The 18272-nt window shown below is 63.7% G+C and carries 13 protein-coding genes and 2 tRNA genes; 6 read left to right on the top strand and 9 right to left on the bottom strand.

Annotated features, from left to right (window positions below; all coding sequences use genetic code 11):
* Window positions 1-223: 223 nt before the first annotated feature.
* Both rlmB and rnr read right to left on the bottom strand, forming a co-directional pair.
* Window positions 224-967: a 23S rRNA (guanosine(2251)-2'-O)-methyltransferase RlmB gene (gene rlmB / locus BTH42_RS09060; protein ID WP_075298073.1), complete on the bottom strand. Its 744-nt coding sequence runs from the start codon at window positions 965-967 to the stop codon at window positions 224-226.
* 210 nt (window positions 968-1177) lie between these two features.
* Window positions 1178-3685: a ribonuclease R gene (gene rnr / locus BTH42_RS09055; RefSeq protein ID WP_075298071.1), complete on the bottom strand. Its 2508-nt coding sequence runs from the start codon at window positions 3683-3685 to the stop codon at window positions 1178-1180.
* 410 nt (window positions 3686-4095) lie between these two features.
* Between rnr and BTH42_RS09050 the strand changes: the two genes are divergently transcribed.
* Together BTH42_RS09050 and BTH42_RS09045 are read left to right on the top strand one after the other, a co-directional pair.
* Window positions 4096-4182: transfer RNA gene (locus BTH42_RS09050), tRNA-Leu, on the top strand.
* A gap of 228 nt (window positions 4183-4410) precedes the next feature.
* A tRNA-Leu gene (locus BTH42_RS09045) sits at window positions 4411-4497 on the top strand.
* A 207-nt stretch (window positions 4498-4704) separates the two neighbouring features.
* Here BTH42_RS09045 and BTH42_RS09040 read toward each other — a convergent pair.
* Window positions 4705-5073, bottom strand: coding sequence for an NUDIX hydrolase (locus tag BTH42_RS09040; RefSeq protein ID WP_075298069.1), 369 nt, complete (start codon window positions 5071-5073; stop codon window positions 4705-4707).
* 237 nt (window positions 5074-5310) lie between these two features.
* Between BTH42_RS09040 and BTH42_RS09035 the strand changes: the two genes are divergently transcribed.
* Complete coding sequence (locus tag BTH42_RS09035; protein WP_075298067.1) at window positions 5311-6222, top strand: CHAD domain-containing protein; 912 nt, start codon at window positions 5311-5313, stop codon at window positions 6220-6222.
* Window positions 6223-6341: 119 nt separating this feature from the next.
* Window positions 6342-7328 carry a Dyp-type peroxidase gene (locus BTH42_RS09030; RefSeq protein WP_075298065.1) on the top strand — a complete coding sequence of 329 codons (987 nt, stop codon included), beginning with the start codon at window positions 6342-6344 and terminating at the stop codon, window positions 7326-7328.
* Window positions 7329-7381: 53 nt separating this feature from the next.
* Here the strand turns inward: BTH42_RS09030 and BTH42_RS09025 are convergent, their stop codons facing one another.
* From BTH42_RS09025 to BTH42_RS09000, 6 genes are all read right to left on the bottom strand, one after another.
* Window positions 7382-9496, bottom strand: a complete 2115-nt coding sequence (locus tag BTH42_RS09025; RefSeq protein ID WP_075298063.1) for a 3-hydroxyacyl-CoA dehydrogenase NAD-binding domain-containing protein — start codon at window positions 9494-9496, stop codon at window positions 7382-7384.
* A 12-nt stretch (window positions 9497-9508) separates the two neighbouring features.
* On the bottom strand, window positions 9509-10249 hold the full coding sequence (gene fabG, locus BTH42_RS09020; protein WP_075298061.1) for a 3-oxoacyl-[acyl-carrier-protein] reductase: 741 nt from the start codon (window positions 10247-10249) through the stop codon (window positions 9509-9511).
* Window positions 10250-10285: 36 nt separating this feature from the next.
* Window positions 10286-11470, bottom strand: coding sequence for an acetyl-CoA C-acyltransferase (locus tag BTH42_RS09015; protein WP_075298059.1), 1185 nt, complete (start codon window positions 11468-11470; stop codon window positions 10286-10288).
* Between the two features lie 68 nt (window positions 11471-11538).
* Window positions 11539-12762: a porin gene (locus tag BTH42_RS09010; RefSeq protein ID WP_075298057.1), complete on the bottom strand. Its 1224-nt coding sequence runs from the start codon at window positions 12760-12762 to the stop codon at window positions 11539-11541.
* A 39-nt stretch (window positions 12763-12801) separates the two neighbouring features.
* Complete coding sequence (locus BTH42_RS09005) at window positions 12802-14034, bottom strand: CaiB/BaiF CoA-transferase family protein (protein ID WP_075298055.1); 1233 nt, start codon at window positions 14032-14034, stop codon at window positions 12802-12804.
* Between the two features lie 258 nt (window positions 14035-14292).
* Window positions 14293-15609 carry an MFS transporter gene (locus tag BTH42_RS09000; RefSeq protein ID WP_075298053.1) on the bottom strand — a complete coding sequence of 439 codons (1317 nt, stop codon included), beginning with the start codon at window positions 15607-15609 and terminating at the stop codon, window positions 14293-14295.
* 207 nt (window positions 15610-15816) lie between these two features.
* Here BTH42_RS09000 and BTH42_RS08995 point away from each other — a divergent pair, with 207 nt between their 5' ends.
* The gene (locus BTH42_RS08995; RefSeq protein WP_083654710.1) at window positions 15817-16767 is read left to right on the top strand and encodes a LysR family transcriptional regulator; all 951 of its coding nucleotides are present in this window, start codon (window positions 15817-15819) and stop codon (window positions 16765-16767) included.
* A gap of 254 nt (window positions 16768-17021) precedes the next feature.
* On the top strand, window positions 17022-18248 hold the full coding sequence (locus BTH42_RS08990) for an NnrS family protein (RefSeq protein ID WP_083654709.1): 1227 nt from the start codon (window positions 17022-17024) through the stop codon (window positions 18246-18248).
* The last annotated feature ends 24 nt before the right edge of the window (window positions 18249-18272 follow it).

Genomic DNA, 18272 nt, shown 5'->3' with positions numbered 1-18272 from the left:
GTGGGGGTTTGGGGCGGGGTTCGGCGGATTTTTTCGGGTGTTTTGGGCGCGTTTTTGAGGCGTCTGGAGCCGTGCTGGGGTCTGGGCCTTCGGGCTTTTTCGCGCTTCGGGCTCGGGTTGCTTGAGGTGCTCGGGCCACAACAAAAACGCCCGGCAACACCAAAGTGTTCCGGGCGCCATCAATCGGCCAACAGCAAAAGAACAGCAGAACCGGCAAACGGCCTTACTTCTTCACCGCCCGCTGCCGCACCGCCTCGAACAGACACACGCCGCTCGCAACGGAAACGTTCAGACTCTCCACCGTCCCCGCCATCGGAATGCGCATGACGATGTCGCAGGTCTCCTGCGTCAGACGCCGCATCCCCTCGCCTTCCGCGCCCATCACGATCGCGACCGGACCATCGAGCTCCGTCTCGTAGACGCTCTTGCTGGCCTCGCCCGCCGTGCCGACGATCCACACGCCCGCGTCCTTCAGCTCGCGCAGCGCCCGCGCCAGATTCGTCACCGTGATGTACGGCACCGTATCGGCCGCGCCGCTCGCGACCTTCGCGGCGGTCGCATTCAGGCCGACCGCGCGATCACGCGGCGCGATCACCGCGTGCGCGCCGGCCGCGTCGGCGACCCGCAGGCAGGCGCCGAGATTGTGCGGATCGGTCACGCCGTCGAGCACCAGAATCAGCGGCGAGCCGCTGATGCCGTCGAGCAGTTCGGCGAGGTTCTGCGCGAGCGGCATATCGCCGGCGCGCGCGACCACACCCTGATGGCGCTCAGTGCGCGCGAGTCCCCACAGACGCGTTTCGTCGGCGGCGATCAGGCGCACGCCCGCTTCCTTCGCGACGTGCAGGAATTCGGTCATCCGCCGGTCCTTGCGCGTCGCGTCGTAATAGACATCCTCGACCGTCGACGCATCGTGCCGGATACGCGCGGTCACTGCGTGGAAACCGTATAAAACCTTGTGACGTGCCATGACTGAACAACCTTTGATTGGGCGCGCGTCAGTGCGCGCCGCTGTGATGAAGATAAAACCGGATACCTGTGCCGGGCTTTCCCGGTAGCCACGCGCATCGCGCCGCCCCAGCGTGCCCGCACCAAAAACATCGACACGATCAAACGCATACCGCGCGCAACCGGCACGCGTTCACGTGCCCGCTGCGCGCGGTATGGCGCTGCAACAGCTTCAGCGCTTCTTGCGTGCCGGCTTCGACGCCGCCTTCGGCGCGGCGCCGTGCTTCTTCGCCGCGCCGCGCGCCGCGCGTGCTTCCTTGACTGCCGCGCTCTGCGCCGGCGCGGCCTTCTTGCGCCGGGCGCCAGCCGCCCCGCCGTGCTCGGCCGGCGGCAGCGAACGCACGCGCGGACCCGCGCCGTCGCCGGCGTTCGCCGCGCTCTTGTCGACTGCTCCGCCGCGTACCATCGGCGGCTTGATCGGCGTATCGCGCACGAGGCGGAAGTCGATCTTGCGCGCATCGAGATCGACGCGGCTCACCTGTACCCGCACGCGATCCGACAGTCGATAGCGAATCCCGGTACGCTCGCCGCGCAACTCGTTCTTGATCTCGTCGTACTGGAAGTAGTCCGAACCGAGTTCCGTCACGTGCACGAGACCTTCGATAAACAGCGAATCGAGCTGCACGAAAATACCGAACGACGTAACGCCGTTGATCATCCCGCCATATTCTTCGCCGAGCTTGTCGCGCATGAAATAACACTTGAGCCACGCTTCGACGTCGCGCGATGCCTCATCCGCGCGTCGCTCGTTCGCCGAGCAGTGCAAGCCGAGTTCTTCCCAGATCGCGACGTTGTTCCCGCGTGCGCGTGGGCCGCGTTTTTCCTCGTCGGCCTGCTGCATCGCGCGGGCGCGCGGCGACAGCGCGGTATTGAGCTCGACGCCTTGCGACGGCTGCGGCTGATACTTGCGGCCCTGCAAGATCGCGTAGATCGCGCGATGCGTGAGCAGGTCGGGATAGCGGCGAATCGGGCTCGTGAAGTGCGCATACGCTTCATACGCGAGACCGAAGTGGCCGATGTTGTCGGGGCTGTAGACCGCCTGCTGCATCGAGCGCAGCAACATGGTTTGCAGCATCTGCGCGTCGGGCCGGTCGCGAATCTGCGCCATCAGCGCCGCGTAATCGCTCGCGTGCGGTGTGTCGCCGCCGCCGAGCGTCAGGCCCATTCCGCGCAGGAAGGTGCGCAGATTCTCGAGCTTTTCGGCGCCCGGCCCCGCGTGCACGCGGAACAGACCCGGATGCTTGTTGCGCTTGAGGAAATCGGCCGCGCACACGTTCGCGGCCAGCATGCATTCCTCGATCAGCTTGTGCGCATCGTTGCGGGTACGCGGCACGATCTGCTCGATCTTGCCCTGCGCGTTGCAGACGATATACGTCTCGGTCGTATCGAAGTCGATCGCGCCGCGCTTCTGGCGTGCCGCGAACAAAGCCTTGTACACGCCGTACAGATTCTGCAGTTGCGGCAGCAGCGCGGCGCGGCGGGTCGCCTCCGGTCCCTTGGTGTTTTTCAGCACCGCGGCGACTTCGGTATACGTGAGCCGCGCGGCCGAATGCATGACGCCCGGATAGAACTGGTACGCCTTCACGTCGCCGCGCGCGGTGACGATCATGTCGCACACCAGCACACAGCGGTCGACCTGCGGATTGAGCGAACACAGTCCGTTCGACAGCTTCTCCGGCAGCATCGGAATCACGCGGCGCGGGAAATACACCGACGTGCTGCGCTCGATCGCATCGGTATCGAGCCCGCTTTGCGGCTGCACGTAATGCGACACGTCCGCGATCGCGACGATCAGACGGAAGCCTTCGCCGCGGCCGACCTTGACCGGCTCGCAATAGACCGCGTCGTCGAAGTCGCGCGCGTCCTCGCCGTCGATCGTGACGAGCGGCACGTCGCGCAGATCGACGCGATGGCGAATGTCGACGGGACGCACTTCGTCGGGCAGGCGCGCGGCTTCGTCGAGCGCGGCGCCGCTGAACTCGTGCGGCACGCCGTATTTGCGCACCGCGATTTCGATTTCCATGCCGGGGTCGTCGATATCGCCGAGCACTTCGGCCACGCGGCCGAGCGGTTGCGAATGACGGCTCGGGAAATCGGTCAACTCGACCACCACCACCTGGCCGACCTTCGCCTTGCGGGTGTTCTGCGTAATCAGGATGTCGTGGCCGATGCGCTTGTCTTCGGGCGCGACGATCAGCGCGCCGTTCTCGTTCAGCAGCCGGCCGATCACGCGCTTGTTCGCGCGGTCGGTGACCTCGACGATGTGCCCTTCCGGCCGCCCGCGCCGGTCATAACCGACGATGCGCGCAAGCACGCGGTCGTTATGCATGACCTTCTGCATTTCGCCGTTGGGCAGGAACAGATCGTCCTGGCCGTCGTCGCGAATCAGGAAGCCGTAGCCGTCGCGATGGCCCTGCACGCGGCCCGCGACGAAATTCGACGGATGGGTCAACTGATAGAGATTGCGCTGATCGAGCCGGATCTGGCCATCGCGCTCCATCGCGCCGAGGCGCTTGAAAAATCCTTCGCGCTCCTGGCGCTTGATCGACAGCGCTTCGGCGATGTCGTTCGCGGCAAGCGGCGTTTCACTCGTGCGCAATACGCCGAGGATTTCTTCGCGGCTTGGAATCGGATACGGAAATTTGCTCAAGGGCTTGTCGATGGTTTTTTCTCGTTGCATGGACGTCGGTCGGCGCTGGGGTCCGGCCTGAAAAGGCGTTGGTGGCATGCGCGCAGTCGCTGAACTGCATCTGCATCGCGCCTGGGCTGCATCGTCATTGCACCTGCTGCTTGCTGCTCTACTGCGATTGCACCGCAAACCGCCCGGGCGGGACCCGGCTCGTTCAACGCCGAGTCGACGCGCGTACGGACACTCTATATCCGCATATACGTGCATACCTACATATATGTGAATGTGCCGACGAACTACTGCGAGGCATTCTAACACCCGTGTTGCCCGGCCAAGCGGGCCGTCGGTGGCGGTTCGCGGGCCGCTTGCGCCGATGCATTGCGGTGTTAAAAAGGTTTTGGCGAAACGCTTGACAGGTGTCAGATTCGAGCTATAATAGCGTTCTTTGCAGTTCATCACCTGCCCAGGTGGCGAAATTGGTAGACGCACTAGGTTCAGGTCCTAGCGGTGGCAACACTGTGGAGGTTCGAGTCCTCTCTTGGGCACCAGATTCGAAAAGTTGAGCCGCCTTCGGGCGGCTCTCTTTTTATGTAAGACCCGGCAATTGAAACCGCTGTTTGCGGTATCGAAAGTCGGATGAGCAGGACGGTGGTTCGGTAGCGATTGCATCACTTCGCTGCTGTTTCAACCGGGCGGATGAGAAAAGCAAGTTTGTTCGAAGTAGGGATTGACAAGCTTAAACATCACGCTAAAATAGCGGTCTAGCTTGAAGACGTGCCCAGGTGGCGGAATTGGTAGACGCACTAGGTTCAGGTCCTAGCGGTGGCAACACCGTGGAGGTTCGAGTCCTCTCCTGGGCACCAAGCTTTAGTATCGAGAAACCCCGTAAGATTTTTGTCTTACGGGGTTTTTTGTTTTTCGGCGTGCCGCCGGAGTTCGCTTCAACCGCGCTTCAACCGCTTTACGCGCTGCGCTGCATCGATCCCACCGACTTGCGATCGCGGCACCCGCCACGCGCCCTTACCTCTTCTCCGATCGAACATACCGGCCGACAGCGCTCGATAGCCGGCCTACTTTCTGCGCCGCTGATTCATCAGCTTCACGATATCGGTTGTCGGCCCGCTGGTAATCAGTCGAGGAAGGTCGTCCAGATGAACCCAGCGACACCTGGCGATTTCGTTACTCGGACGTGCTTTCGCGCGACTCGGAATTTCGCAGAAGAACACATGATGGTGCTTCTGCTTGCCGCGGAAGTCGAACAGGTGCTTGGCCGATCTTCCCGAGAGCCGGGTTTCTTCCTTCAGTTCTCTCAGGGCGGCATCCGAGCGATGCTCTCCACGCTTGAGAATTCCACCCGGCAAAGCCCACTTTGATTGATTACGTGCGACCAGAAGGATTCGCTTACCTCTGCGACAGATCACGGTTGCGCGCTTCTTCAAAACGAACTCCTACTTGTCTCTAGCCATTTTTGACGCGCGCTTTACGTACAGATGTATTGGGTGGCGCCAGATGGCTGATCATCCTAATACAGACAGCACGCGCCAGCAATCTCACAACGCGATTGCTGAGCACGCGACACGTCCGCCGGCATTTCATCAAATCGTCACAAATCCGGCGGTCGAAAACCGGCATGGTAAGGTCTCGGCAACTCGATATTTTTCGGACGCGAGACCGTAATGGATATGGACGCCGACTGGCGCTTGCCACGACCCAACGTACCTTTCAAAGTCGCCCGTCGTCCGAAAGGTTCTGCCCTTTCAAAAACAGACTCGATCGCCAGTACTTTTTCCTTATTGGCGGCGCCGGTCGTCGCCGAAGCAGTGCAAAGGGCCAGAGAACTTTCCACCGAAAGCGATGCAGAGGGATTTCACCAGCTTCGCGTCGCTTTCAGAAAACTTCGCGCGTTGTACTGGGCGTACTCGCCGTACCTCGGAGAAGAAGCGACCACCCAGGCCACCGAAGAATTCAGGCGTCTCGCGGCAGTGGCCGGCGAAACCCGCGATTGGGATATTGCCGGCGATCTCTTACGCGTTGCTCAGGAGTCCCGCGCATCGCTCGGACTGCTGGTGAGCGCGGCGCAAGAGAAGCGCGCACAGGCGGTGCTCGATAGCCGGACGCTGCTCAATAGCGACACCGTCGAACCGTTTCTGAACGACGCGCTGCTGCGCGCGCAAACCGTACTGCAAGCGTGTTGCAATGATCTGCCCGTTCAGGCGTTCGCCGAGGAACGGGTCCGTCTGGCGCAACGCGCGTTTGAGAAGCGCAGCCAACGCGCGGCGCGCAGCGAGACCGCTCACGAGGAAGAACTGCACGACGTGCGCAAGGCCGGCAAAAAACTCCGCTATCTACTCGAGTTCTTTCAACCCGTTATCAAAGGCGGACACGGTCGCACCATCAAGGCGTTGACATCGGTGCAGGACACGCTCGGCCAATTCAACGACATTGCCGCCAGCGCAACCCTGCTTCGCGGCGCGTCCTTCAGCGGCGTTCCGCCCGAAGTCGTGCAGGAATCGCTGCAATGGCTGGAAAAGCAGAAGTGCCGGCGTATGCGCGCGGCGTCGCGGCGGGTCCGGGCGCTTAGCGCCTGAGATAGAGCGGCGCGCCACCGCGAGTTCGATCGAACGGGCACCGCTCTTAATGGCGTTTTGCAGCGCTTCGGGTTATATATCCGGTTGCCCCGCAACGTCATAACAAAGGTCTCTCCGCGATGTCCGATACTCCAATCCCCGCCGCCGTCACTTTCGAACCACAGGCCGTCTCAACGCAGGCGAAGCGCAGCGCGATTTTCATCGTCATGACGATCAAGCCGGACGCAGCCAACCGCGCGACCGTGCGCGCCTGTTGCGCGGATATCGCCGGCCTCGTGCGCGCGGTCGGCAAACGCATCCCCGACGGCGGACTATCGTGCGTGTGCGCGTTCGGCTCCGCCGCATGGGACGTGCTGTTCGGCGCGCCCCGCCCGGCCGGCCTGCATCCGTTCCGCGAATTCGGTTCCGGCGAGCGTCACGCGCTGGCGACGCCCGGCGACATCCTGCTGCACATCCGCGCCGACCAGATGGACCTGTGTTTCGAGCTGGCCACGCATCTGATGAGCCGGCTCGGCGACGCGGTAACGACCGTCGATGAAGTGCACGGCTTTCGTTATTTCGATCAGCGCAGCATGGTCGGCTTTGTCGACGGCACCGAGAATCCGGTCGGCAACGAGGCGGTGCACTTCACCGTGGTCGGTGAAGAAGATCCCCAATTCGCCGGCGGCAGTTATGTGCTCGTGCAGAAATATCTGCACGATATGGCGGCCTGGAATGAGCTATCGGTCGAAGCGCAGGAACGCATCATCGGGCGCACCAAGCTCGACGATATCGAACTGGACGACGACGTGAAGCCGACTTCGTCGCATAGCTCGCTGACCACGCTCGACGAAAACGGAGAGGAAGTGAAAATTCTGCGCGACAACATGCCGTTCGGCCGGCCTGGCTCGGGCGAGTTCGGCACGTATTTCATCGGCTATGCGCGCTCGCCCGCGCCGATCGAACAGATGCTCGAGAACATGTTCGTCGGCCGGCCGCCGGGCAATTACGACCGGCTGCTCGATTTCAGCCGCGCGGTGACCGGCAGCCTGTTCTTCGTGCCGTCGGAGTCGCTGCTGGAGGCACTCGCGGAGCGCGATCCGAATGCGCCTGTGAACCGGGGCTGATCGGGTCCAACTCGCAACGGCGGGTTAGCCCGATCAGAATCGGCGCGCAGCGGTCAAAGCGCTGCGCGCGCACCGCCAAGCGACAACTTGCGTTGCGAGAGCGAGGCCAGCAGCGGCGACACGGTCCAATAGCCGAAGCGGTTGCCGCGCACCTGCCCGTAATGCGTGAGGCGCTCGACAATGCGATCGAGGCCGATCGCATCGGCCATGAAAACCGGCCCGCCCTTGTGGTCCGGAAAACCGTACCCGGCGGTCCACACCATGTCGATATCGCCGGGACGATAGGCGATGCCTTCTTCGAGAATCTTCGCGGCCTCGTTGATCAGCGGATAAAGCAGCCGCTCGACGATCTCCTGCCCGCCGATCTCAGTGCGCCGCGCGATGCCGTGACGCGCGGCCAGTTCCTGCGCGATGCGCGCGATCTGCGCATCGGCCACCGGCTTGCGGCCCTCGTAACGGTAGTAGCCCGCGCCGCTCTTCTGGCCGAAGCGGCCGAGCTCGAACAGCTCGCGCACCATCGCGCGATAGCTGTCGTCGGGCGGCAACCCGCCCGCCTTGCCGCATTCGATCACCACTTTCGCGCCGACATCGATCCCCGCCATATCGAGCATCCGGCACGGGCCCATCGCGAAACCGAGTGCCTCGACCGCGCCATCGATCTGCGCGGGGCTGGCCCCTTCCATCAGCAGGCATTCCGCTTCGCGCAGATAGACCTCGAGCATCCGGTTGCCGATGAACCCGTAGCACACGCCCGACACCACCGCGACCTTGCGAATCGTGCGCGCGAGTTGCATCACGGTGGCGAGCACGTCGGGCGCCGTGCGCGCGCCGCGCACCACTTCGAGCAAACGCATCACATGGGCGGGGCTGAAGAAATGCATGCCGACGAAATCCGCCGCGCGTCCGCTCGCTTCGGCCAGTTGATCGACATCGAGCGTCGACGTATTGGTCGCGATGATCGCGCCCGGCTTGCACACCGCGCCGAGCCGCGCGCAGACCTGCTTTTTCAGATCGATGTTTTCGAACACCGCTTCGATCACGAGATCGCAATCGGCCAGCGCGGTGTCGTCCAGCGAGCCCGACAACAAGGCCATCCGCTCTTCCACCTGCTGCGCGGTGAGCCGGCCTTTCGCCGCGCTCGCGTCGTAGTTGCCGCGAATCATGCCGAGGCCGCGTTCGAGCGCCGCCTGCGAGGTTTCGACCAGCACGGTCGGAATGCCGGCATTCGCGAAGTTCATCGCGATGCCCGCGCCCATCGTGCCGGCGCCGAGCACGCCGACCGAACGCACCGGCCGCAGCGGCGTATCGCGCGGCAAGCCGGGGATTTTCGCCGCTTGCCGCTCGGCGAAGAACAGATGGCGCATCGCTCGCGATTCGGGCGATACACGCAGCGCTTCGAACAACCGTGCCTCGACCGCCTCGCCTTCGGCGAACGGCAAACGCGATGCCTGCACCGCGTCGACGATCGCGCGCGCGGCCGGATAGAACGGTTTGCGGCGCAGTGCTTCGTCGCGAGCGTCTTCGAAGAAGTTTGCCGTGAGCCCGTCGCCTGGCACTTCTAACTCACTGATGCGGCGAGGCGCGGCACCCCGCGCGAGCAGCGCCGCGCTCAATGCGAGGCCCGCTTCCAGCGGTGCATCGTCACTCAGTTCATCGACGAGACCGATCCGCAGCGCGTCGGCCGCGCCGATGCTGCGCCCGCTCGCGATCAGATCGAGCGCCGCGGCCGCGCCCACCAGACGCGGCAGACGCTGCGTGCCGAGCGAGCCCGGCAGGATGCCGAGCTTGACCTCGGGCAGCCCGAACTGCGTGCGCGTTTGCGCGACCCGGTAGTGGCAGGCCAACGCGAGTTCCAGCCCGCCACCGAGCACCGTGCCATGTAATGCCGCAATCACCAGCCGGTCGAGTGCTTCGAGCCGGGCCAGAAAGCGGTTGAACGGCGCGGTCGAAAAGTCCGGCGACTCGAATGCGGCGATGTCGCCGCCCGCCACGAAGGTTCGTCCTGCGCCATAAACGACGAGTGCCTGATAGCTGCGATCGGCGTCGAAAGCATCGAGCGCGGCGACGAGCGCGCCGATCCCCGCCGGCGATATTGCATTGACCGGCGGGTTGTCGATGCACAGCAGTGCGATATCGCCGCGACGGCTGAGCGTTGCGTAGGGTGTCATTGATCTGCTCGCTTATAAGGTCATGCCGCCGGACACTTCGATCACCGCGCCATTGATGTAGCTGGCCTCGTCGCTCGCGAGAAACGCGTACACGTTGGCGATTTCGTCGGCCTGGCCGAGCCGGCGCAACGGCACCTGCTCGCGCATCTTCGCCAGCACTTCATCGGGTACGGTGGAGAGAATCGGCGTGTCGATAAAGCCGGGCGCAATCGCATTGACGCGAATTCCTTTCGGTCCGAGTTCGCGACTCCACGTTTTGGTGAAACCGATCACGCCGAACTTCGCGGCCGCGTAATTGGTCTGGCCGTAATTGCCGTAAATGCCGACCACCGAACTCGCATTCAGAATCACCCCGCCGCCGCGCTCGATCATTCCATCGACCACCGCCTGCGATGCATGAAACACGCTGCGCAGGTTCACGTCGATCACGTCGTCGAACTGCTCGAGCGTCATTTTCTGCAAACGGGCGTCGCGGGTAATGCCGGCATTGTTCACCAGCACGTCGATGCGCCCATAGCGCTCGCCAATCGCCGCGACCATCCGGTCCACCGCCGCGCGATCGGCGACGTCCAGCGTGAAACCGAGCGCGTCGGCGCCCGCGTCGCGGCACGCGTCGACCACCTTGTTCACCGCGTCCTCGCGCAGATCCGCGACGATCACGATCGCCCCTTCGCGCGCAAACTTGAGCGCGGTCGCCGCGCCAATGCCCTGCCCCGCGCCGGTGACGATGCTCACTTTCTGATTCAATCTCATTGTCTGTTCCCGTCCTCAACTGAAATCGATGCCACCTCACGCCACCTCGAACAACCCGGCCGCGCCCATTCCGCCGCCCACGCACATGCTGACGACCACGTATTTTTCACCGCGCCGTTTGCCTTCGATCAGCGCATGCCCGACCAGCCGCGCCCCGGTCATACCGTAAGGATGACCAATCGAAATACCGCCGCCGTTGACGTTGTAGATCGCCGGATCGATGCCGAGATGATCGCGGCAGAACAACGCCTGACACGCAAACGCCTCGTTCAATTCCCACAGGCCGATGTCGGCCACTTTAAGGCCATGCCGGGCGAGCAGCTTCGGTATCGCGTAGATCGGACCGATGCCCATTTCTTCCGGCGCACACCCCGCGACCGCGATGCCGCGATAGATGCCGAGCGGACTGAGTCCGCGGCGCTCGGCGAGCGAGCGTTCCATCACCACGCACGCCGACGCGCCATCGGATAACTGACTTGCGTTGCCGGCGGTCACCACGCCATCGGCAAGCACCGGTTTGAGACTCGCGAGCCCTTCGTAGCTGGTCTCCGGACGATTGCCTTCATCGCGCGCAAGCGTCACCTCGCGCGAGTGGACTTCGCCGCTGTGCCGGTCCGTGACGCTCATCGTCGTCGTGATCGGCACGATCTCCGCGTCCAGATAGCCGGCCGCCTGCGCGGCCGCGGTGCGTTGTTGGGACTGCAAACTGTAGCGGTCCGCGGCCTCGCGGCTGATGCCGTAGCGGGCCGACACGCACTCCGCCGTTTGCAGCATCGGCATATACGCGTGCGGTGCATGCGCTATGGCGTTCGGATCCTGCTCGCGGGCGCACCACGCGAAGTAGTCGTTCTGAACCGCGGAGATATTGTCGACGCCCCCGCCAATCGTGATGTCCATTCCATCGACCATCACCTGCTTGGCCGCGGTCGCAATCGCCATCAGGCCGGACGAACACTGGCGGTCCATCGTTTGCGCGGACACGGTCGCCGGAAATCCCGCCGCGAACACCGCATTGCGGGCGACGTTCATCGCCGACGTGCCGGCCGAAAGTACGCAGCCGATCACGACGTCCTCGACTTCAGCCGCATCGATCGACGCGCGCCGCACTGCGTGATCGAGCGCGTGCGCGAGCAGCGTCGGCGACTTCGTCTGGTTGAATGCCCCCTTGAACGCGCGGCCGATCGGCGTGCGCGCGGTGGAGACGATGACAGCTTCTCTCATGGAAATGCTTCTCCAACTTCAGTTAAATAGACGCGGCCCCGCCCTCCGCGAGCCACGCGCAAAGCCGCTTAAAACCGGTGCTGCAACGCAATCCGCACGCCGATCTGATGATCGGTGGTCGACGGGCTGAAGCCGGTAATCGACGCCACCGCGCTCTGACCCAGCGAATCGCGGCCCGTCGCGCGTTGCAGCACGGTCAGGAAGTACACGTCGGTGCGCTTGGACAGGTAATAGAACCCGCCCAGATCCAGCTGCAAATATTTCGCGCCGCCGTCGCCGTTGACCGAATTGCGGTCGGTGTAATGGAACGCGGTGCCGAGCAGCAGCGCGGGCGTCAGTTGCGATTTGACGCTCAGCTCGTAGTTCATGAACGAAGCGGTCCCGCTGTAGCCGAACGGATTGGGACCCGACGCGGAGCCGAGGCTGAAGTAGCGCGTATTGGTGACCACGAGGCCGACCGTGACCGGCTTGAACGCGTAGTTGATGCCGGCGCCGACGATCTGCGTGGTTTTCGCCGACGCGTAACCGGCATTGACCGGCGAGGCCTGCGGACTCGTCGCGGAACCGGGCGAGCCGATGTTGTTCACCGACGTCGAGCCTTTGTTCGGCGTGCTGCCGTACAGCGAGATATTCGGATCGCGCGCGTTCAGATAGCCGACCGCCGCCGAGATCGGGCCCTGCGAATACCCGGCGCCGATCGTGATGACCTGGTTCTGCGTGAAGCTGCCGGCCACGCCGCCGAGGCTGTACAGCACGCCGGCCGCCATCCCGTGATAGGTAGGCATTCTAAACTTTATCGCGTTGTTGAAACGGCTGGTATTCGACAGGCTATCCACGTCGTCCGGTTGCGCGCCCATGTAGCCCGACCATTGGCCGGTCGCGGTGAGCGGCTGGACAAAATCCGTATAGGTGTCGTACTGACGCCCGAGGGTCGCGGTGCCGAACCGCCCGGTCAAGCCGACATATGCCTGGCGGCCGAACTCGGCGCCGCCGGTGCCGAGCGCACCGCTATTGACGTTGAGCGCGCTTTCCAGCGTGAAAATCGCCTGCAGGCCGCCGCCCAGATCCTCGACACCGTGGATGCCCCAGCGGCTTCCGGCCGCGCCGTTCGCGGCGCCGTCGCTCAGCGCGATCTGACTGCCGCCGACCGGACCGTGACTGCCGACCGCGGTCTGGGTCTTGTTGACGTACGTGATGCCGGCGTCGAGCACGCCGTACAGCGTCACGCTGCTTTGGGCGTGGGCCGCACAGGCCGCCGCACCGGCAAGCCATGCGAGGTGGCGAATTTTCATCGATCTGTCTCCGTCTTTTGTATTAATCAACCTGCTCGATCAACCAACGATGCCGCGTTCGAACAGGCTGTCCACGCGGTCTTTATCCAGTCCGATCTGCTCCAGCCATTGACCGGTCTGCTCTCCTAATGAAGGCGCTTTGGCCGATTGCTGCCCGGCCCATTCACCGGACCGGAAACCGAGTCCGGGCGTGCGCATCCGGTACGGCCCCTGGTCGAAATCGGCGTGAGGCGCAAGCTCGCTGGTCGAATGTTCGGCGGACAGGTATTCGCCGATCGTGCGCACGCGCGCCGCCGGCACGCCGACTTCGTTCAACGCGACTTCCATCTGCGCGGCGGCCCGTTGCGCGAATGCGGCCGTGAGAACCTGCTGCGCCAGCGCCTCGTTGCGGGCGATCACGAAGCCGCCCGACGGCGCGTTGAATGCCTGCACGTCGATAATTGCGTCGTTCTCGCACAAGCCGTCCAGACCGAGCAGGTCGGCCAGCTTGCGAAATTGCGCCGGGGTGTTGGCCGCGATCGCCAACCAGCCGTCGCGACATTGATAGGTATTCGCGCCCGGACTGCCGGTAAAACCGCGATTGCCGATGCGCTCGGGTTCGACGCCGTCGGTCATGAAACTGCACGCGTGCGGATACATCAGCATCAGCGACGCGTCCGTCATCGAACAGTCGAGGTACTGCGCTTGGCCGGTGATATCGCGCATCCGCAGCGCGCCCATGATCGCGAGCGCGGCGATCATCCCGGTCGCCATATCGACGACCGGAAAACCGACTTTGGCCGGCGGGCACTCGGGCGAATCGCCGGACATCATCATCATTCCGGTCAGCGCCTGGATCACGTGGTCGTACGCGCCCCGCTTCGACCATTTGCTGTTTTGTCCAAAGCCGGAAATCGAGCAATAAATAACATCGGGATTGATCTTTTTAATCTCGTCGAAACCGAGACCGTATTTGCGCACGACGCCCGGCCGGAAGTTCTCGATGAACACGTCGGCGGATTCGGCGAGCGCCTTGACGATCGCGGCGCCTTCGGGCTGGCGGATATCGACCGCCATCGAGTGCTTGCCCGCATTGAACGCGGCGAATGCCGATGGCGTATCCGCACAATCGGGCTGGTTCTTCGACGCCTTCGAGCGCATCACGTCGCCGCCCGCCGGCGCTTCGATCTTGATCACCTCGGCGCCCAACTGGGCCAGGTAGAGCGACGCCATCGGTCCGGCGATCACGTGAGACATATCGATGATGCGTACGCCCTGCAGCGGTTTAAACATGGTTGCTTCCTGTGTTCTTGCGGAATTGAAACGGCTCACCTTGGCTCGCAACGCGCGAGCGCTCCCCTGGGCTAGCGTCAGCTAGCCTCGTCAGCAAATGCCGTGGATGAAGCGAATTCCGGCGTTATGCGCTCAGAACGTTGAACGTTTCGCGCCGGCCTGAATGAGTGTTGGGTGGTTAAAGCGCAGGACTGCGATCTGTGCGGCGGCGGGTACCGCGGACACTCCGCGGGCGCTCCCCGGACACTCCGCAGGCACTCAGACCCGGCCGCTCAGCACGGCCTCCGGATCGCTTTGCGCATGCTCACCGCGCGCGGCGAGCGGGATTTTGCGCTTGCTTGCCTCCGGATCGATCAGCCAGAAGCCGGCCAGCGCGGACACGATCAGCAACGCACCGGCGATCTCGAACGCGCTGTGGTAACCGGCCTCGACTCCCGCGGCGCGTTCGAGAAAGCGGCCCGTCATTGCCGGCGCGATCAATCCGGCGGTGGTGCCGATCGCGGACAGCGCGCACAGCAGAGTCGAACGCTGCGAATCCGGCGTAATTTCCGCGACCATCGCTACCGCCAGCACGAACGACACCTGCGGCAGATTCCACGCGAAAGCCAGAATGCCGGCCCGCACCATCGGCGCGAGAGGCAGCGTCAACGCGCCGACGGTCAGCACGCCGCTGAGCAACAGCAGAGCGCAGTTCAGCCAGCCGCGCGCGTACTTCGACAGCATCCCGCGCAATTGCAGACGCTGGCTCGATAACGACGTGACAAACAGAATCGGCATCCCGAGAAAGGAGAAAAACATGAAGGCCCAGCCGGTTGCAGAGTCGCCGAAATGCAGCACTGCGCGCATATACGACGGCACCCAGCTGAAGATCAGCGAGAACGCGAAATACGAAGTCCAGATAATGAGTGCCGCGCCGACGAAGGTCCGGTTGAAGAACAGGTGCAGATAGCGTGCGCGCAGCACGGTGGTCGCAGCCGACTTCAGGTTCAGGCTCGCGTACGGGCCGTCCTTGCCGAGGAAAATCCAGATCACGCCCCACACGAGGCTGGCGAGACTGAGTACCAGATACGCGCGATGCCAGTCGTACGCGACGATGATATGCGTGAGCAGCGGCCCCGACACCAGCAGTCCCGCGAACGCGCCCAGTGAAACGAAAGTACTGGGCAGATTGCGTTCGCGGTTCTCGAACCACGTGAAGGCGGAGTGATTGCACAACGGCGCCGACGGTCCCTCGCCGAAGCCGAGCAGAATTCTCGATGCGTACAGCGCGGACACCGACGTCACGAATGCAATCGGCAATTGCGCGAGCGTCCAGATGAATGCACAGATCAGCAAGAGCTTTTTGGAACTGATGGTTTCCGCAAGCTTGCCGAACAGAATCAGCGACAGCGAGAACAGATAGAAGAAGCTGCCGGCGAGTGTGCCGAACTGCGCGGGGCCGAGCCCGAGATCGCGCATGATCGCCGGCGCGGCAATGCCGAAGACCGCCTTGTCGCAGAAGTTGATCAGCATGAACGCGGTGAGCAATGCGACGATCACCCAGCGGCGCGCTCCGCGTACGTTCGCGTGGCTCATGAGCGGGCTCCGGTGGCGCGCTGCATCGAGCCGGCCCGCGCGTGGGGTGCAAATCCTGCGGTCAATCCGTCCATCCATGTCTCCAGTATTTTTTGGGCTGCGTGCTCGCGACGACTCACGCGATGTTGTTTTGAGCTGAGTCTACGTATCCGGGGCAATTACCGATACTGATATAATTTTATCTACCGAAAACCTTTTGGAATCACTATGCCGGCACTCGACGAAGACCGTCACGAAGGTTTGCGCCGCCTCGTCGGCCGGTTGAAATTCCGTCATCTGCAACTCCTGCTCACGCTCGCGGAAAGCGGCAGCCTGCACGCCGCGGCGCGGCTGCTCAACGTCACGCAACCGGCGTTGAGCAAGGCGCTGATCGAGGTCGAGCACGCGTTCGGGGTGCCCCTGTTCGCGCGTGACGCGCGCGGCGTCGCGCCGACCCAATATGGCGAGACGGTGCTGCGCGGCGCCAAACTGCTGCTCGGAGAACTCGACCGATTGCACAAGGAGACCTTGAGCGATACGCGAATTCTGTCGCTCAACGTCGGCGCGCCGCATTTCATCGCCCAAGGTTATTTGCCCGGCGTGGTCCGCCGCCTCACCGCTCTGGATCCATCGATCCGCCTGAAAATAGTGGAAGCCGCAGTGCCGGATCTATTCGTCAGATTGCAGGAAGGCGAGCTGGACTTTCTGATCAGTTCGCTGGACCTGCCGAGCATGCGGACCGAGACGCTCGACATTACCCGGCTGTTCGCGGCGAACATGGAAGTGATCGCCGCCGCCTCGCATCCGCTTGCCAGACGGCGCAGCGTGTCGTGGGAGCAACTCGGCAACGAGCGCTGGATTCTGCCGCCGGCGGATTCGCTGCTCACGCGCTCCGTCATCGAAATGTTCGGTCAGGCGGGACTCGCGGCGCCGGAGCCGATCATCACTTCCGCGCAACCGGCGACCAATCTGCAGCTGGTCGCCGAGAACGTCGGCATCAGCGTGTTGCCCTCGCCGATTCTGCGCAACCAGGCCGCGGGCGATCAGGTGAAAACGCTGCGGGTGTCGCCGCCGCTGCCGCATCGACCGGTCGCGCTGATCCGCCGTAAAGGACCCGCCGCGCGCTATCTGCCGCATCTGCTCGACGCATCGCAGGCGAGCGTCCAGGGTCTGGCCTGACATCGTCGCTCCGGACCGCCGGACCGCCGGACCGCCGGACAGCCGGACAGCCGGAGCGCCGCACCGCCCAAACACCAATGCGGCGCTATGACACGCGTTATCCGGTACGCATTGGTTTGAATCGCCCAGCCAGATACATCACAATGTGAGTCATCTGCGCAGTCAGCCGATCCCGCCCGAACTCGGACCGTCACACTGCGTCCCTGCGCGATTCAGCGCTCGAGCGCTGGCCAGAAGCCGGCGGGAGAAGCACGATGAAATCCGGCCATCACCTCGATCAAGCCACTCACGCCACTCACGTCACCAGACGCTGGCTGTTTCCATCGCTCGACCTGCCCGTGCTGCGGCTCGGCTTCCGGCCGTTTTATCTCGGCGGCGCAGCCTTCGGACTGCTGGCGATCGCGCTGTGGCTAGCCGCGCTGCACGGCTACGCCGGCGCCGGCCGCGCGCCCGCGATCAGCGGCGTGCTCTGGCATGTTCACGAAATGGTGTTCGGCTTCGTCGCCGCGATCGTGGTGGGCTTTCTGCTCACCGCGGTACGCGCGTGGACCTCGCGGGAGACCCCGCACGGCGCGCCGCTCGCAGCGTTGTGGCTGTTGTGGGCCGGCGGGCGTGTGCTGGTCTGGTCCGGGCCGCCGGTGCTGGCCGCATTCGTCGATACGGCTTTCCTGCCGGTGACCGGTCTCGTGCTATTGCGAATCCTGATTGCCGCGCGCAATCGTCATAATATTTTTCTACCGGTCGCGCTCGGACTGTTTGGCCTGTTGAATGGCCTTTTTCATTGGTGGGCATTGCATCAGCAGCCTGAGCTGGCGCTGCGCGCCGCTTATGCGGCGGTCGGACTGGCGGTCATGTTCGTTACCGTGATTGCCGGCCGGGTAATTCCGATGTTCACGGCCAACGCGATTCCCGGCTTCCCGATTAAACGCTGGAAGGCCGTGGAAACCCTCGCGATGCCGGTGGTCGTGCTGACCTTCATTGCCGATGCGCTCAATGCGCCCGCGCCATTGGTCGCCGTATTGGCCGGCAGTGCGGCGCTGATTCACGGCATCAGGATCGCCGGATGGCATTCATCGCGCGTCGGCGCGCGGCCAATTCTGTGGATTCTGCACGTCGCGTATGCGTGGATTCCGCTCGGCTTCGCGCTGCTCGCGCTCTCCGCCTTCAATCTGCTGTCCCACTCGCTCGCGATTCACGCACTGACGGTCGGCGCGATCGGCTGCGCGATCGTCGGCATGATCACCCGCACCGCGCTCGGCCACACCGGGCGCCCGCTGGTCGCCGGGCGCGTCGAGACCTGCGCTTACGCATTGATGATCGTGGCCGCGCTCACGCGCGTATTCGGGCCGTGGCTATCGGTTAGTACGACGATGCTGTGGATCGATATCGCAGGTGCCTGCTGGTGCGCGGCGTTCGCACTCTATCTGGCGAAATACACACGGTATCTAACTACTGTGCGAATTGACGGTAAAGCGGGTTAGCGCCCTGCTCCGCGGCGCTCGAAT

Origin of the sequence: Burkholderia sp. SRS-W-2-2016 (genome assembly GCF_001931485.1) — a bacterium.
GTDB lineage: Bacteria > Pseudomonadota > Gammaproteobacteria > Burkholderiales > Burkholderiaceae > Paraburkholderia.
The sequence above is the reverse complement of the archived record's forward strand: the minus strand, read 5'-3'. Positions and strand labels throughout refer to the sequence as shown.

What these genes read in the sequence shown, in the direction of transcription:
- rlmB (WP_075298073.1), bottom strand. Translation starts at nt 967, where the DNA reads ATGGCACGTCACAAGGTTTTATACGGTTTCCACGCAGTGACCGCGCGT.
- rnr (WP_075298071.1), bottom strand. Translation starts at nt 3,685, where the DNA reads ATGCAACGAGAAAAAACCATCGACAAGCCCTTGAGCAAATTTCCGTAT.
- BTH42_RS09035 (WP_075298067.1), top strand. Translation starts at nt 5,311, where the DNA reads ATGGATATGGACGCCGACTGGCGCTTGCCACGACCCAACGTACCTTTC.
- BTH42_RS09030 (WP_075298065.1), top strand. Translation starts at nt 6,342, where the DNA reads ATGTCCGATACTCCAATCCCCGCCGCCGTCACTTTCGAACCACAGGCC.
- BTH42_RS09025 (WP_075298063.1), bottom strand. Translation starts at nt 9,496, where the DNA reads ATGACACCCTACGCAACGCTCAGCCGTCGCGGCGATATCGCACTGCTG.
- fabG (WP_075298061.1), bottom strand. Translation starts at nt 10,249, where the DNA reads ATGAGATTGAATCAGAAAGTGAGCATCGTCACCGGCGCGGGGCAGGGC.
- BTH42_RS09015 (WP_075298059.1), bottom strand. Translation starts at nt 11,470, where the DNA reads ATGAGAGAAGCTGTCATCGTCTCCACCGCGCGCACGCCGATCGGCCGC.
- BTH42_RS09010 (WP_075298057.1), bottom strand. Translation starts at nt 12,762, where the DNA reads ATGAAAATTCGCCACCTCGCATGGCTTGCCGGTGCGGCGGCCTGTGCG.
- BTH42_RS09005 (WP_075298055.1), bottom strand. Translation starts at nt 14,034, where the DNA reads ATGTTTAAACCGCTGCAGGGCGTACGCATCATCGATATGTCTCACGTG.
- BTH42_RS09000 (WP_075298053.1), bottom strand. Translation starts at nt 15,609, where the DNA reads ATGAGCCACGCGAACGTACGCGGAGCGCGCCGCTGGGTGATCGTCGCA.
- BTH42_RS08995 (WP_083654710.1), top strand. Translation starts at nt 15,817, where the DNA reads ATGCCGGCACTCGACGAAGACCGTCACGAAGGTTTGCGCCGCCTCGTC.
- BTH42_RS08990 (WP_083654709.1), top strand. Translation starts at nt 17,022, where the DNA reads ATGAAATCCGGCCATCACCTCGATCAAGCCACTCACGCCACTCACGTC.